General features: G+C 69.9%; 14 protein-coding genes. 7 read left to right on the forward strand and 7 right to left on the reverse strand.

Annotated features, from left to right (window positions below; all coding sequences use genetic code 11):
* Positions 1–14 precede the first annotated feature (14 nt).
* From FL344_RS14450 to FL344_RS14475, 6 genes are all read right to left on the reverse strand, one after another.
* A complete protein-coding gene (locus tag FL344_RS14450; protein WP_141618945.1) occupies positions 15–725 on the reverse strand; it encodes a hypothetical protein in 711 nt (236 codons plus the stop codon).
* A gap of 93 nt (positions 726–818) precedes the next feature.
* Positions 819–2375: a DUF4139 domain-containing protein gene (locus FL344_RS14455; protein WP_141618980.1), complete on the reverse strand. Its 1557-nt coding sequence runs from the start codon at positions 2373–2375 to the stop codon at positions 819–821.
* On the reverse strand, positions 2375–4582 hold the full coding sequence (locus FL344_RS14460; protein WP_141618946.1) for a mucoidy inhibitor MuiA family protein: 2208 nt from the start codon (positions 4580–4582) through the stop codon (positions 2375–2377). Before FL344_RS14460 ends, FL344_RS14455 begins: the two co-directional genes overlap by 1 nt.
* Positions 4583–4705: 123 nt before the next feature.
* Entirely contained in the window at positions 4706–5254 is a 549-nt protein-coding gene (locus tag FL344_RS14465) for a D-alanyl-D-alanine carboxypeptidase family protein (protein ID WP_194863111.1), read from the reverse strand.
* A gap of 84 nt (positions 5255–5338) precedes the next feature.
* Complete coding sequence (locus FL344_RS14470) at positions 5339–5743, reverse strand: MGMT family protein (protein WP_141618948.1); 405 nt, start codon at positions 5741–5743, stop codon at positions 5339–5341.
* A gap of 10 nt (positions 5744–5753) precedes the next feature.
* On the reverse strand, positions 5754–6284 hold the full coding sequence (locus FL344_RS14475) for an FHA domain-containing protein (RefSeq protein ID WP_141618949.1): 531 nt from the start codon (positions 6282–6284) through the stop codon (positions 5754–5756).
* A gap of 191 nt (positions 6285–6475) precedes the next feature.
* Between FL344_RS14475 and greA the strand changes: the two genes are divergently transcribed.
* The 5 genes from greA to thrC all read left to right on the forward strand — a co-directional run bounded on the left by greA (position 6476) and on the right by thrC (position 12671).
* Positions 6476–6994: a transcription elongation factor GreA gene (gene greA, locus FL344_RS14480; protein ID WP_090491345.1), complete on the forward strand. Its 519-nt coding sequence runs from the start codon at positions 6476–6478 to the stop codon at positions 6992–6994.
* Between the two features lie 112 nt (positions 6995–7106).
* Positions 7107–10004, forward strand: coding sequence for an ATP-dependent DNA helicase RecG (recG, locus tag FL344_RS14485; protein ID WP_228565045.1), 2898 nt, complete (start codon positions 7107–7109; stop codon positions 10002–10004).
* 27 nt (positions 10005–10031) lie between these two features.
* Positions 10032–10670: a protein-L-isoaspartate(D-aspartate) O-methyltransferase gene (locus tag FL344_RS14490; protein ID WP_141589518.1), complete on the forward strand. Its 639-nt coding sequence runs from the start codon at positions 10032–10034 to the stop codon at positions 10668–10670.
* Between the two features lie 100 nt (positions 10671–10770).
* Positions 10771–11334: a hypothetical protein gene (locus tag FL344_RS14495; protein ID WP_011553441.1), complete on the forward strand. Its 564-nt coding sequence runs from the start codon at positions 10771–10773 to the stop codon at positions 11332–11334.
* Positions 11331–12671: a threonine synthase gene (gene thrC / locus FL344_RS14500; RefSeq protein WP_141618950.1), complete on the forward strand. Its 1341-nt coding sequence runs from the start codon at positions 11331–11333 to the stop codon at positions 12669–12671. Before FL344_RS14495 ends, thrC begins: the two co-directional genes overlap by 4 nt.
* A gap of 33 nt (positions 12672–12704) precedes the next feature.
* On the opposite strand, the gene ribB is transcribed toward thrC, so the two are convergent.
* Positions 12705–13856 carry a 3,4-dihydroxy-2-butanone-4-phosphate synthase gene (ribB, locus tag FL344_RS14505; RefSeq protein ID WP_141589516.1) on the reverse strand — a complete coding sequence of 384 codons (1152 nt, stop codon included), beginning with the start codon at positions 13854–13856 and terminating at the stop codon, positions 12705–12707.
* Between the two features lie 177 nt (positions 13857–14033).
* Here ribB and FL344_RS14510 point away from each other — a divergent pair, with 177 nt between their 5' ends.
* Both FL344_RS14510 and tmk read left to right on the forward strand, forming a co-directional pair.
* Positions 14034–14372, forward strand: a complete 339-nt coding sequence (locus FL344_RS14510) for a hypothetical protein (protein WP_228557822.1) — start codon at positions 14034–14036, stop codon at positions 14370–14372.
* Positions 14369–15034: a dTMP kinase gene (tmk, locus tag FL344_RS14515; RefSeq protein ID WP_141589514.1), complete on the forward strand. Its 666-nt coding sequence runs from the start codon at positions 14369–14371 to the stop codon at positions 15032–15034. Before FL344_RS14510 ends, tmk begins: the two co-directional genes overlap by 4 nt.
* The last annotated feature ends 92 nt before the right edge of the window (positions 15035–15126 follow it).

Below are 15126 nucleotides of genomic sequence, written 5' to 3' on the forward strand. Positions count from 1 at the left end.
CCGAGGCGCGGTTTCTAGAGGTCCAGTCCAAGCAGCGCCCCCGCGAACGGGCCGTCGAGCGAAACCGTGAACGCGGCCGCATCAGGAGACGGCTGAAGCCCGGCCGCCTGTTCGAAGTAGCGCGTATAGCCCCCATGGACGCGCGCATGCACGTAGCGACTCAGCTTGACCTGGATCGCAGCCAGTCCGCCCGCGCCGAAGGCCCACTTGCGCATGCGGCCCTCGTAGAAGTTGTTGCCGCCAATGGGTGTGTAGCCCGGCTCCCCTGGCTGCACCTGACCAATCTGGCCCGTGGGCAGTGAGACCTCCGCCGCGCTGCCGAACGCGCTCAACCCGAGCGTCACGTGTCGTGTCAGCGAGAACCGCTTCTCCAGCCCCGGCCGCAGCGCCAGGACCTGGACGTCACCACCCGCCAGGTACCAGTCGATGCCGTTCGTCCACCACCAGTCGCTCCGTTCGGAGCCACGGAGGAGGTTGAAGTGGAGTCCGCCGGAAAGGCGCGCGGCTCGGCTTCGGGCGTTCACCGTCTTCACCCGTGAACGCAGCGTTGGCACCTCTGTCGCGGGATGCCGCATCGGAGACAGCGTCCCACCGACCTCCACCGCGAGCTGTGGCGGCAGGAGCGTCGCTTCCTGCTCTGGGGGCGGCTCTGCGCCCAGGGCTGGAGAGGACAGGCAGGCAGACATCAGCAAGCCGATGGTGGACACCGTGCGAGTGACGCACATGGGGCTTCCTCCCGGGGGGATGAATGCTTCCGCCGGAACCCTGGTGGAAGTCCCGGCCCCCCGGGGCTGTTTCGCGGTGGAACCCGGGCCTGCTCAGAGCCCGGCCACCTTCGCCGCGCTCGTCACCACGTAGTCCATCGCCAGCTCCTGCTGAGAGCGGGGCGACGCCGTCAGCTCGAAGCGGACGATGCCATCCTCGCTGACGCGCGCGGGCGCGGGCTTGGTGCTCTCCCTCTGCAACTGGATTTCCACCGACTCCACCTCGGAGACGGGAATCCGTTCCTCGATGGCCACCGGCACCGCCTTCGCGCCCATATTGGAGAGGAACAGCCGCACCTTGTGCGTCGTCACCTTGCGGCCGGTGAGCCGGCTGGTCTCCCGCCCCACGTCCTCCGTTCGCGCCACGCGCAGCGCGTCCTCGCTGCCGAAGCCCAGCTTCACTCGCTCGCCCTTGCCGGTGAAACGCAGTTGCGCACGCCCCACATAGCCGTGGGTACGCACCAGCTTCACGGGGCCCGCGAGCAACACCGTGGGGCCCGTGTTGTCGAACCGGGCCACCCGGTGCACCAGGGGGGACTGCTCCGGCATGGCCACCAGCTCGGAGGTTGCGGGCGCGGTGAACTGGAACAGGGGCACTCGGTAGGGCTCGCCGTCCGGTGGCACACTGGCCCGATGCGGGGCCGTCACCGTCAGCGGTTCACCTCCGTCGTCCATACCCGGTAGCGCATCCTCCCGCCGGGCTGCGCCGGGCTCGCCCGCGGTCTGGATGACCTCCTCACGGATGGCCACCTCCACCACCTGCTTCTCGCGCTCTGTCTTGTCCCGCAGCCACAGCCGGTCCTCCTGGAGCCGCGGCGGCGTGGCGCCCAGCGTGGGCCGCGCGGTGGAGAACGCCAGCTCCACGTCCTTCCACTCCTCGCCGGTGCGCTGCCAGACGACGGCCTCGCACTCCAGTGTGACGGACTCACCGGAGGCTTCGCGGGCTAGCGTGGCGCGGTAGGAAGGCCGCCAGGCCGTGCAGGGCACCAGGTACGTGACGGACAGCGTGGCGGGCCCGCCCGTGGGGTGGCCCACCTCCAGCTCGACCTGGGTGTCGACCGTTGGCTCCAGGAGCTCGACAGCCGTCTGCGAGGCCCGTGCTTCGTCGAGCTGTTCCCGCAGTCGCAGCGTCCGGCGCGCAGCCTCTCGGAGCGCCGAGTCCGCCGACAGTTGCTCGCGGCGCACCGTCTCCAACTGCTCCCGCCACGTCTCCGGCCGCGACTGTCCGGCGCCTGCCTGCTCGGAGATGGCGCGGTGGACATCGGCGCGCGCGGTGTCCAACAGCCGCAGCCGCGCCGCCAGCCGGGTTTCGTCCGCGACCACGCGCCGGAGCTCCTGCTCCAGCTCCGCGACGCGCTTTCCGAGCGCCGTGCGGTGTTCTCGCTCGGCCTCGGGTGGTTGCGGCTTCGTCGCCCGGCGGATGCGTGCCTGGGAGATGGTGCCACCCGCGACCTTCGCCTGGAGCGAGCGGTCCACGGCGAGCGGGGACAGTCCCTGGATGACCAGTCGCTGCGTTCCCACGGACAGGGGAATCTCCCCCCGCCGCTCGACGAGCGCCCGGTCCTCGAGGACGGTGACCTTGACCACGGGCAGGATGAAAGGGGTGCCCATCATGTCCTCCGGTTGCCGCCGCCGAGCATCTTGTTGCCCGGAATCTTGACGGTCCATGTCGCCTTCAGCGTCTGCGCTTCACCTGGCTGGAGCACCACGCGCCACGCGCGCTCGCCCTCCACCTTCGCTTCTCCGGGCAAGGGCAGGCGCTTCTGCCAGAGCGGGGCCACTTCCAACTCCTCCACCTTGATGTCCTTCTCCGTGTTGACCGGAACGGTGGGCACGCGCTCGCACACCTCGACCAGGACGCGATTGCTCAGCCGGTTGGCCAGCTCCACCGACACGTGGTGCGTCAGCATCGTCGAGCCGCCGAACATGCCGCCCGTCGCCTCGTCGAACCGCGTGTTGCGCGCGACCTTGATGGACTCCTCCACACCGAGCCCCAGCCGCTGGGTCGAGCCCGGGGCCATGGTCGGGAGGGGAGACGTCATCAGGAACTCGTTCTCCAGCGTGACGTCCACGGGACCTGCCAGCAGCGGATACGGCGTCCGGTTCTCCACGCGCACCGTGCGGAACGCACGCGGCTCCACGGAGGGGACGCAGACGTATTCCGCGGACAGCCCCACTGGCACCGACAACACCGGCACCGTGTGCCACGCTCCATCCGAAGGCACGTCCGCGCGCGTCTCCACATCGAAGCGCGCATCGAAGTGAGGCGAGGACGTGCGTGGCGGCTGGGACCACGCCGGCGCGGGGGCGGCCCATATGGAAGAGGTCTCCTGCAGACTCAGGGCGACTCGCACGGTGATGTCGATCTGCGCGTGGACCTCCGCCAGGGCCACCAGCTCCCGGGTGAGGTGCCCGGGGCGTGGTTGCAGCCTGCCACGCGCGCCCAGGTCATCCGCGGGCGGCATGGTCAGGCGGTCGTAGTCCAGCAGTGCGTCGGAGGGCTCCTGCCTCGGAGGTGTTCGCTCGCCACCGCCACCACCGCCGCCCAGCGAGGCGGCATTCATGCTGAGCCCGTCTTCGTCATCGTCGAATGAACTCTCGGGCGCCTCCTCGAGCTCGGCCGGAGGTGGCGGTCGGCGCGCGCGCGACATCAGGCCACCGCCTCGCGATCGCGATCGCGTCTCCTCGTCCTCGGGGGCAGCGGCACTGGGACGCATCGGAGCGCTTCGAGGGACCGTTGACGGCGGAGGCGGTGGCGCGGCCGCTTCCGGCATGGCGACGTCGGGCTTGGGCGCGATGGGCATGGCACTGCGCTTGTTCTTCCGGGGCTGCTCGAGGCCGGCGGGCATGGGCTCGGGCTCGGCTGGGAGCTCGGGCTGAACCGGCGTGGGCGTCCGCGTGGCGTCGTAGCCCGCGAACAGTTCCTCGAGCCCCGGTGGCGCCTCCCTCCAGCCCGAACGCGCGGGAGCCGGTTGATGGCGGCCAATGCGCAGCGCCTTCAGCTCGGGGACTTCCGCATGCCGGGCGAGGTCCGCGGTGGAGACGGCGAGCTTCACCCCCGTCCAGTCCTCGCCGGTGCGTTGGAGCACGGAGGCGCGCATGCGCAGCGTTCCCTCTTCCAGCGTGCGCGGCAGGCGCAAGTCGTAGGTGGGCACCCAGCGCGCCCCCTGGACGGCGTATTCGAGCGCGAGCCGCGCCCCCGGGTCCGCGGGAAGGGGGCCCGACAGCGTCAGCACGACCGCGCGGTACACGCGGGCGCGTTGGCCTCGCACGGACGAAGAGGCTTCGGCGACGCGGTTGCGCCGCAAGCGCAGCTCGGCTTCGGCGTCACGCTGTTGCCGCTCCAGGTCCAGCTTCCGCGAGTGCAGCGCGGCGAGCTCGGTGTCCACGAAGGACATGAGCGTCAGCATCGCGGACACGGGGGCCTCCCGGGGCTCCTGCGCTTCCTTCGGCCGGGGCGGAAACCCGGGGGACAGCTTCGACAGCGCGTCCAGTTCCTGTCCCACGCGCGCGAGCTGTTGGGTGAGGTCGGAGAGGCGGTGCTCGGCTTCCTCCAGGGCGCGGTGCTCCGCGGGCACGTCGACTTCAGGCGGAAGCTGGACGTCGTAGGTGGGACGAAGGTCGCGCACGGCGAGTCCCGACGGGCCGTGCACCACGGATGCCCGAAGCGAGCCGGGTTGCAACGACAGGGGCAATCCATTGATTCGCACCTGCGTGGGCAACATCCCTCCCGCCGTGGGAATCGTGGCGACCCGCGTACAAAGCGCCCCCTCCGCGTGGACGGTGACGGCTTCGAGGTTCGATGTGACGACGAGCATGGCTGCTCACCGTAATCGAGGTGTCTGATAAAAATCAGTCCCCCCAGACAAAAGGCACCAACCCGTGAGGTCGGGATGCCCTTGGGCCGGATTGACGACACGCTGCATTGGAGCTAGCGCGTCTCAGCTCTTCTCGGTGCTCGCCACGGGCGGAGACTGGGGCCGCTGACGCTTCAAGGGGCGGCCCACGCAGTCACGCCCCGGCTTCGGCTCGCGGGTGCTGCGCGGGCGGTACTCCCAATGCCAGGGCTCGGAGCGCACCGTGCGCTTGAAGCCGAAGCGGCACGCATTCGACACGAGCCAGTCATAGGTCGGTGTCTTGACGCCGCCGATGACCAGGTCCACCGCGAGGCCGCGTTGATGGTTGGAACGCCCGGGCCGTGCCGCCTGGGGCCCCTTGCCCTTGCGGTAGCGCTCATAGAGTCGGCGCTGCTTCGCGGGAGAGCGGTAGCCGCTGTGGACCCAGAGGTAGATGTTCTTCGAACGCGCTTCGGCCTTCATCCGCCGGTACGCGTCCGCGGCGTCGGCATGAAGCAACTGCCCGTTCTTGAGACGAACGAGCCGACTGTCCTTCGCCTCACTTCGCCGGGGCGTTGCGTCGCCGGCGACGGCTTGGGGCGCGAACAGACACAGCAGGATGAAGACTCCCCAGCGGAGCAGCGCGAGCGACATGTTTGGACGCCGGCCCCGTGGCCGGAATCCGAACTTTCGCGCGTCTGTGCCTCGACGCAAGCAGACGGGAGGGCGAGCGCCTGTTCAGAACAGTTTCAATTGCGCGTCCGGAGTCTTCACTTCGCGCGGAGGCAACGGCTGGAACCCATGTGCGCGGGCCCACGTCTCACTGGGGCCCGTCCAATGGTGTGATGCCATCCGGACGTGGTCGCGCTCGTCGAAGGTGACGCCCTCCGCCTCCAGGGCCTCGCGCTGTCCGTAACCCGAGGTGCTGATGCCACCCGTGCGGTTGATGACGCGCTGCCAGGGCACGCTGTCCGCGCGGGCGCCCAACGCGCCCAGTGCATGTCCCACGACGCGGGCATCGCAGCCATCACCGACGATGGCGGCGATGTCCCCATATGTGGCCACCTGCCCATGCGGCACCTGGGCGGTGACGGTGTAGATGCGCTCGAAGTAGTCGCGCTCGTCGCGTGGCGGTGTGGACATTTGGGAAGGCTCAGCCGCTGCGCGAGCCTAGCCCGGTGGCTTCGCCCGCGCGCAGGCGCTCATGCAGCGTACGGGTGAGCAGGTACCAGAACTGCACGTTGCCCACACTCAGGATGTCGCCGTCGCGCAGCACGGCCTCGCGGACACCCAGGGAGCGGGCGTTGAGGAAGGTGCCGTTGGTGGAGCCCAGGTCCTGCACGGTGCAGCGCTGGTCGGCTTCGTTCCACCGCAGCTCCGCGTGCATCTTGGACACGGACGCGTCGTCGACGACCAGGTCGCAGTCCATGCGGCGGCCAATGCGCAGCCGGTCGGTGGCGTTGAGCGGCGGCAGGGTGGCCACGCGCAGGTGTTCGAACTCGAACAGCAGGGCCAGCATGCCCTGTTCGATTTCCGAGGGCGCCGCCATGCGGGTAGGGGCGAGCACGGCGGTCGAGGCCTCGGAAGGCGGGCGCTGGATGAGTGCGAAAGGCCCCAGTTGACGCTGGAAGGCACTGGAGGGCAGGGCGGCACCGAGCCCGCGCAATTCCTGGACGGACAACACGGGGGGCAGACTAGCGGGTCAAAGGGCGCGCGCCCAGCCCATCCCCCCGTTCCTTGTACGGGTTTCATTGACCAACTTGTCAGTGGTTCCTTACATTGGGCTTTTGTTTGGTCGCGGGGGCCGGGCTCCGGAAGAGGAGCGCCGGCCCTCCATCTTATTTGAACCTGGGAGTGGTGGAAGGAGCTGTGTCGATGAGCAGCGGGAGCGACAACATCCCGATGACCCCGTCCGGACTGCGCAAGCTGAAGGAGGAACTGAAGCACCTCCAGTCCGTCGAGCGGGGGAAGATCTCGCGCGAGATCGAGGTCGCTCGCGCACACGGTGACCTGCGCGAGAACGCGGAGTACCACGCGGCGAAGGAGAAGCAGTCGCACATCGAGGGGCGCATCCTGACCCTCAACGACTGGATTGCGCGTGCGGAGGTCATCGACCCGGCGAAGCTGGGCGGCGACAAGGTCATTTTCGGGGCGACGGTGGACCTGCTCGATACCGAAACCGACAAGCCGGTGAGCTACCGGCTCGTGGGGGAGATCGAGGCAGACCTGAAGAAGCGGTGGATTGCCGTCACCTCGCCGGTGGCGCGGGCGCTCATCGGCAAGAAGGTGGGTGACATCGCCACGGTTCAGAGCCCCGGCGGCGTGCGCGAGCTGGAAGTCCAGCAGATCCGCTTCGAGGAGCCCGAGGAAGAGGCTTCGGCGAGCCAGAGCTGAGCCTCGGAAGCCGCAGTGAGTTGCCGGGGGAGCGGGCCAGGGCTCGCTTCCCCGGTCTCGTTTTGTGGGAGACGTCATCCTCGTTCCGTAGGATGTACGGCGGAACCCCCGCGTGAACCACCCGCTCGCCAGCCTTGTTGGACCCCTCCGGTACGTGTGCCAGCGCGACTTCGCGATGCTGGCCACGGTGAAGTCATTGCGCCCGGTGTTGGAGCGCGCGCTTGCCGGGGCCAGTGGCGTGGATGCACGGGCACTCGACCACTTGAGGGCCGCGCTGCCCGACGTGGACCACGCCATGCCCGAGCGCCGCAAGGCCGCGCTGCGGCGAGTCGTGGCCGGGCTGAAGGTCAGCGGGGTGGAGCTGCCCGCGGAGCTGCACGGCGTGACGATGGAGGGCGCGGTTCCGGCTCGGCCGAGGCCCACGCAGGGCGCTCCGGTAGGCGCGGGAGGCACGACGCCCCCGGGGTATGTGCCGCCCTGGAAGTCGGCGGAGCCGCTGCCCACGTCGGGCCCGCGGCCGGACGCACATCGAGGACCGGCTGCGCGTGGAGCCTCGGCCCCCGCTCGCGGAAGCGGCGTTGAGGGCCCCATGCCGCGCATGAGTCCTGAGGGGCCGCGGGGACGTCAGGCCGGAATGGACTCGGACCTCCTGCCTGCCCGTCCACCGCGGATGGCGCCGACGACGCGGCCCCCGCAGTCGAACGTCGCCGCGCCGCAGCTCGCCACCGGGCGGCAGGCCGCGCCGTCGTCTCGGGCGAAGCCGGGTCTCCGTCAGGCCGCGCTCGACACCGGGCCAGAGGCGGTTCCCGGAGCGAAGACGCGCAAGGAGAAGGCGCAGCGAAAGAAGAAGCGGGCGGTCGCGGCGGAAGCCTCTCGGTCCGAGGCGAAGCTCCTCTCCATTGCTCCGCGCTCCGGGCCGCTGGCGTCGCCGCTGAAGACGCTGGGCAAGCGGCTGGGGCCCAGGCTCGTCTCGGCGCTCGACAAGAAGGGGCTGCGCCGCATGGGCGACATCCTCTTCATGCTGCCGCGCTGCTACGAGGACCGCCGCCAGTTGCGCACCATCGCGGAGCTGGAGCCCGGCGAGCGAGGCGTCACGGTGGGCATCGTCAAGGTGGCCGACTTCGTGGCGGGCCGACAGGGCCGGCGGATGTTCCGCGCCGTCGTGGGGGACCGCTCGGGCAGCATCGCCGCCACGTACTTCAACGCGGGCCCCTGGTTGAAGAGCCGGTTCACCGTGGGCAAGCGCATCGTCCTCTCCGGCGAGGTCCGCGCCACCATGTCGGGCCGGGAGATGCCCCATCCGGAAATCGAACCGGCGGAGGACATCGAGTCCACGACGTCGGTCCACTTCAACCGCATCGTCCCCGTGTATCCGGGCTTCGAGCGCGGCGAGCAGCGCTCGTTCCGCGAGCTGACCTCCCGCGTGGGCGAGCAGTACGCGCACGAACTGGATGACCCGCTGCCCGCCGACCTGCGCCGCCGCTTGGACCTGATGGGCCTGCCGGACGCGCTGCGCTTCATCCACTTCCCGCCAGGGGACGCGGACCTGGAGGCGCTCGACGCGCACCAGAGCCCCGCGCACCGGCGGCTCGCCTTCGACGAGCTGTTCTTCCTGCAACTGGGCATGGCGCTCAAACGGCAGGGCGTGAAGGCGGAGGTCGGCATCTCCTTCGACGTGTCCGAGCCCCGGCTGGCGAAGGCGCGCAACGCGCTGCCGTTCCAGCTCACCGGCGCGCAGGCGCGGGTGGTGGAGGAGCTCTGCTGGGACATGGCGCGCCCGGAGCCCATGAACCGGCTGGTCCAGGGAGACGTGGGCAGCGGCAAGACGGCGGTGGCCATGGTCTCCGCCCTCATCGCGCTGCAGGCCGGCTACCAGGTGGCCGTCATGGCGCCCACGGAAATCCTCGCTGAGCAGCACGAGCGCAACTTCCGCAAGGTGATGGAGCCGCTGGGCTACCGCGTGGGCCTGGTGAGCGCGGCGGGCACCGCGAAGGCCAAGCGCCAGGTGCGTGAGGCCGTGGCCCGAGGCGAAATTCATCTGGCCGTGGGCACGCACGCGCTGCTTCAGGCAGACGTCTCCTTCGAACGCCTGGGCCTGGTCGTCATCGACGAACAGCACCGCTTCGGCGTGCTCCAGCGTCACACGCTGATGAGCAAGGGGCCCAAGCCGGACGTGCTGGTGATGACGGCCACGCCCATTCCCCGCACGCTGGCCATGACGCTGTACGGCGACCTGGACCTGTCCGTCATCGACCAGCTTCCGCCGGGCCGCACGCCCATTCAAACGCGGGTGTTCAACGACAAGCAGCGCGCGCTCGTCTACGAGTCCGTGGGCGCGCAGCTGGCCAAGGGGCACCAGGCCTACGTCGTCTACCCGCTGGTGGAGGAGTCGGAGAAGCTGGACCTGGAGGACGCCACGCGCGGCGTGGAGAAGCTCCGGAAGGTGTTCCCCGACGCGAAGGTGGGGCTGCTGCACGGACGGATGAAGGCGGAGGAGAAGGACTCCGTCATGGAGGACTTCCGCGAGAAGCGCCTGCACCTGCTCGTCTGCACCACGGTGGTGGAGGTGGGCGTGGACGTGCCCAACGCCTCCGTGATGGTGGTGGAATCCGCCGAGCGCTTCGGCCTGTCACAGCTTCACCAGCTCCGGGGCCGGGTGGGGCGCGGCGCGGCGGCGAGCTTCTGCCACCTGGTGGCCGGAAGCGCCCGCTCCTGGGAGTCCGCCGAGCGCCTGACGGTGATGGAGCAGAGCAGCGACGGCTTCGTCATCGCGGAGAAGGACCTGGAGATTCGAGGCCCGGGTGAATTCCTGGGCACGCGGCAGAGTGGCCTGCCCGAGCTGGCGGTGGCCAACCTGGCGCGGGATGGCGACCTGCTCTCCATGGCGCAGTCCGAGGCCCGGCGCATCCTGGAGAAGGACCCGGACATGAAGGCGAAGGAGAACCAGGGCCTCGTGAAGGCGCTCGAGGAACGCTGGGAAGGGCGGCTCGCGCTCGCACGGGTGGGTTAGGGCGCCTGTCATGACTAGGCTAGGGGCATGGGTGACTGGGGACGGGCCGACTACCTGTCGCGGCACGGCATCAAGGACGCGCGAGTCCTGGAGGCCATCGCTCGGCTGAACCGCGCGGACTTCGTGCCGGAGGACCTGCGCGAAGAGGCGAGCGCGGACTCGCCGCTGCCCATCGGGCACGGGCAGACCATCAGCCAGCCCTATGTCGTGGCGCTGATGACGGAGGCGCTCCAACTGCGGGGGGACGAGCGGGTCCTCGAAATCGGCACCGGATCGGGCTACCAGACGGCGCTGCTGTCCCTGCTGTGCAGAGAGGTCTACTCGGTGGAAATCGTCCCCGAGCTGGCCCAATCGGCGCGAGAGGTGTTGCGGCGGCAGGGCTGCGAAAACGTCTCGTTTCGGGAAGGAGACGGCTCACTGGGCTGGCCGGAGCAGGCGCCCTTCGACGCCATCCTCGTCGCCGCGGCGCCACCAGACGTTCCGCTTCAGCTCCTTTCACAGCTCAAGCCGGGCGGACGCATGCTCATTCCGGTGGGGCCCCAGGGGGGCACCCAGCAACTGCTGCGCATCCAGCGCGCCCTCCGGCCCGGAGAGGTGCCCCAGGTGGAGTCCCTGCTGCCGGTTCGCTTCGTTCCCATGACGGGGCAGCCGCTCTCGCAGGGGTGACCTCCTGGGCTCGGGTGGCTCCTGACCCAGCGAGGCGGGAAGCAGGCTCTCTATCCGCTTGCTCGCCATGTCGGCGGCGGCCCGCTAACGTTCGCACATCATGATTATCTGTCCGCTCTGCGACCACGTTCAGCCCGAAGGGACGGAGTGCGACGTCTGCGGCAAGCGGTTCCCCGCGGCCGTGGCGGAGACCGCGCCCATCGCGACGTTGCCGGAGCTGGAGGTGACACCGCATGCAGGAGGCCGCGCGCCGGTGGTCGCGGCCGTGTTGCCCGACCTGGACGTGACGCGGCTCCGGTCCGGGCCCGATCTGCCGGCGCAGGTGGTTCCCGACCTGCAGTTGACACGCGCCCGGGACATGGGAGCCGTTCCGGTGACGCCCATGCCCGAGCTGGACACCGGGCGTGCCCCGGACGATGGCGTTCGCACCGCCGCGCCGCTGGGCGCCGTCGTCTGCCGTTACTGCCGCATCACCCAGGCGGAGGGGCTGCTCTGCGACAATTGCGGCATGCGCCTGCCTCGCGCCAAGCCCACCGTGGCAGCGGCGCCTGGAAGACCTTCTGGCGACGACGATGGCTGGCGCTCTTGCGCATCGTGTCATACTCGCGTGCGGCCCGGTAAGGCCTGTCCGGAGTGTGGCACGCGGGCACAGGAGGAGGCATGAGCGAGGAGTCGGCTTCGGATTTCCGCGCGGAGTACGCGTGCAGTGAGGGCTGTGACTTCCGCGCCTCGCTGATGGACGTGGTGTACCGGTGCCCGCGCTGCGGCGGCCTGCTGGAAGTCGCGCACGACGTGAAGGCCCTGCGCACGGTATCCGCGGCGGAATGGAAGCGCCGTTTCGAGACGCGCTTCGGCTCCGCGCGCCTGCCGGATGGCTCGGGCGTGTGGGGCAAGCGGGAGTGGGCGTATCCGCAGCTTCCGGCGGAGGACATCGTCTCGCTCGGCGAGGGCCGCGTGCCGCTCAAGCCGTTGCCGCGCATGGCGGCGGAGCTGGGGCTGGCCGCGCTGGACTTGAAAGAGTGCGGCGTCTCGCCCACGGGCAGCTTCAAGGACTGGGGGATGACGGTCCTGGTCTCCGCGGTGAAGCACATGCGCGCCCGGGGCGTTCCGCTGCGCGCGGTGGCGTGTGCCTCCACGGGCGACACGTCCGCGGCGCTCTCCGCCTACTGCGCGGCGGCGGGGATTCCGGCGGTGGTGTTCCTGCCGCGCGACAAGGTGTCGCTCGCGCAGCTCGTGCAGCCCATTGCCAATGGGGCGCGGGTGCTGTCGCTGGACACGGACTTCGACGGCTGCATGAAGCTGGTGCAGGCGGTGACGGCGGACACGGGGCTGTACCTGGCCAACTCGATGAACTCGCTGCGCATCGAAGGCCAGAAGATGGTCGCCGTGGAGCTCTGCCAGGACCTGGGCTGGGAGCCGCCGGACTGGGTGGTGATTCCCGGCGGCAACCTGGGCAATGCCAGCGCCTTGGGCAAGGGCTTCGAGCTGATGCTGTCGCTGGGCCTCATCACCCGCCGGCCGCGCATCGCCGTGGCGCAGGCCCAGAAGGCCAACCCGCTGGTGCGCTCGTTCCGGGGCGGCTTCCAGGAGCTGGTGCCCCTGCAGGCCGAGCCCACGCTGGCGTCGGCCATCCAGATTGGCAACCCGGTGTCATTCAAGCGCGCGGTGAAGGTGCTCAAGGCGTTCGACGGCGTGGTGGAGGACGCCAGCGAGTCCGAGCTGGCCAACGCCGCCGCGCGGGCGGACCGCGAGGGGACCTTCACCTGTCCGCACACGGGCGTGGCGCTAGCGGCGCTGGAGAAGCTGGTGGCGCAGGGCGTGATTGCCCGGGGCTCGCGCGTGGCGGTGGTGTCCACCGCGCACGGCCTGAAGTTCGCCGACTTCAAGGTGGGCTACCACCGCGGCGCGCTGGCGGAGGTGACGAGCCAGTTCGCCAACCCGCCCGTGGAGCTGCCCGCAACGCTGGACGCGGTGAAGGGCGCGCTGGCGGACCTGGGCTGAACCTCGGGCCCGGTCCGCCCGGCGAGGGGCGCGTCAGTCCGGCTGGAGCGGGACGCGCTTCTCGATGGTGAGACCGAAGCCCGCGAGCCCGCGGTAGGTGACGTCCGAGTTGGTCATCACCTGGAGCGTGTGGATGCCCAGGTCCGTGAGAATCTGGCAGCCCATGCCCAGGTCACGCGACTCCTGCGGGCCACGCGTGGGGCCGCTGCTGCCGTCGTTGTTGCGCTTGTGGTGGATGCCGAAGTCGTCCCCGTGCATGCCTGGCAGGTACACCAGCACGCCGGAGCCTTCGCGGGCGATGCGCGCCAGCGCCTGATCCAGCAGCACGTTGCAGTTGCACGACGGGGAGCCGAACACGTCACCCAGGGCACAGGCCGCGTGCAGGCGCACCAGGGTGCTGGGCCGCGACGCCGGGTCGCCCTTCACCAGGACCAGGGACTTCACGCCGTCGGGCAGCCACGAATAGGTGAGGGCGGTGAACTCACCGTAGCGGGTGGTGACGGTCTGCTGGCCGGGCTCGCGGCGCACCAGCCGGTCCTTTCGGCGGCGGTACTCGATGAGGTCCGCGATGGTGATGAGCGACAGCTTGTGCTCGCGGGCGAAGACCTTGAGGTCCGGCATCCGCATCATGGTGCCGTCGTCCTTCACCAGCTCGCAGAGGATGCCGGAGGCGGACAGGCCGGCGAGGCGGGACAGGTCAACGGTGGCCTCGGTGTGGCCGGCCCGGCGGAGGACGCCGCCCTCGCGGTAGCGGAGCGGGAAGATGTGCCCGGGGCGCAGGAAATCATCGGCCTTGCTGGAGGGGTCCACCAGGGCGCGGATGGTCTTCGCGCGGTCCGCCGCGGATACGCCCGTGTGGGTGCCGTGGCGGTAGTCCACGGAGACGGTGAAGGCCGTGCGATGGGATTCGGTGTTGTCCGACACCATCTGCGGGAGGCGGAGCTCGTCCAGCCGCTCCGCCAGCATGGGCATGCAGACGATGCCGCTGGTGTGGCGCACCATGAAGGCCAGGTGCTCGGGCGTCACCTTCTCCGCGGCCATGATGAGGTCGCCCTCATTCTCGCGGTCCTCGTCATCGGCGACGATGACGAACTTGCCCTCCTGGATGTCACGGATGGCGTCGTCGATGGAGGAGATCTCGCTGGCGTGACTCATGGAGGTTTCGGTTCGGGCGGAGGGCTGCATGAGTCGCGCATGTAGCGTGGGCGACGGTGGCTCGCAAGCCAACCGGTAGCCGGGCGCATGTGGGGATGATGGCGCGGATGAGGTTGGCAGGGGGCCGTTGGAGGGCCTACGGCCGGTTGGTGGGTAGACGCCGACTCGACGCGACGGGCGCAGTGATGTAGGGTGCTTGGCGCCGTGATGACCTCCAATACCCAGGAACTCCGGGCTCGGCTCGACCAGCTCCAGGCCAGTCTTTCCACCCGTGAGAGCACGACACGCTTCGCCCGAGCGGGGGTGTCCACCGTCATTGCCCTCCTGGTGGGTGGGGCGTCGGGCAAGCTCTTCTACGATTCTCTTCGCACGCCGTTGCTGGCGTGGGCGGCGGCCCTGGTGTCCGTGTCGCTGCTCATCTACGCCTTCATCAGCTACCGCTCGGGCCGGAAGGTCCTGGTGGATGAGCTGAAGCAATACGAGTCGATGCTGGCCCTTCGCAGCGAGCTGCGGCTGGACGACCCCTCGGCGCTGCTTCCCCGGTGAGCGCCGCCAGGAAGAAGGCCACCGCGCGCCGTCCAGGGCGTTTCATCGTCCTGGAGGGACTGGATGGGGCGGGTACCACGACGCAGGTGGAGCGGCTCGCCGCGGCCCTGCGCGCGGAGGGGCACTCGGTGCTGACCACACGGGAGCCGTCTGACGGCCCCGTGGGGATGATGATTCGCCAGGCGCTCACGGGCCGGTTGGGACTGCCCGGTGGGGCGGGTCCGCTGGCGCCGGAGACGCTGGCGTTGCTGTTCGCCGCGGACCGGACGGACCACCTCACGGCCCGGGTGCTCCCGGCGCTGGCGGCGGGCCAGATTGTCCTGTGTGACCGCTACGTCCTGTCGTCCCTGGCCTACCAGGGCGCGTCGCTGCCCATGGAATGGGTGGAGGCGGTGAATGCGTGCGCGGTGTCGCCGGACCTGACGCTGTTCGTCGGCGTGGCGCCGGAGGTGGCGGCACGGCGCCGTAAGGCGCGCGGCGGGGCGGCGGAGTTGTTCGAGGCGGACGAGGCTCAGCGGCGGATTGCGAAGCAGTACGTGGCCGCCATCCGCCGCCGGGAGAAGCACGAGCGCATCGTCCACATCGACGGCGAGCAGGGCATCGAGGCCGTGACGACCGCGTCGTTGGTTGAGATTCGTAAGCTGCTGGCCCGCAAGCGCTGAACTGTCTGGGCCGGTATTCCCCGCCCGGCCCGAGCACGTCGCTCTTCTCGAGCTCATGCCGGGACTCGGGCAGGGCGGCTTTGATTTCATCG

Source organism: Myxococcus sp. AB036A (assembly GCF_006547355.1).
Classification (GTDB): domain Bacteria; phylum Myxococcota; class Myxococcia; order Myxococcales; family Myxococcaceae; genus Myxococcus; species Myxococcus virescens.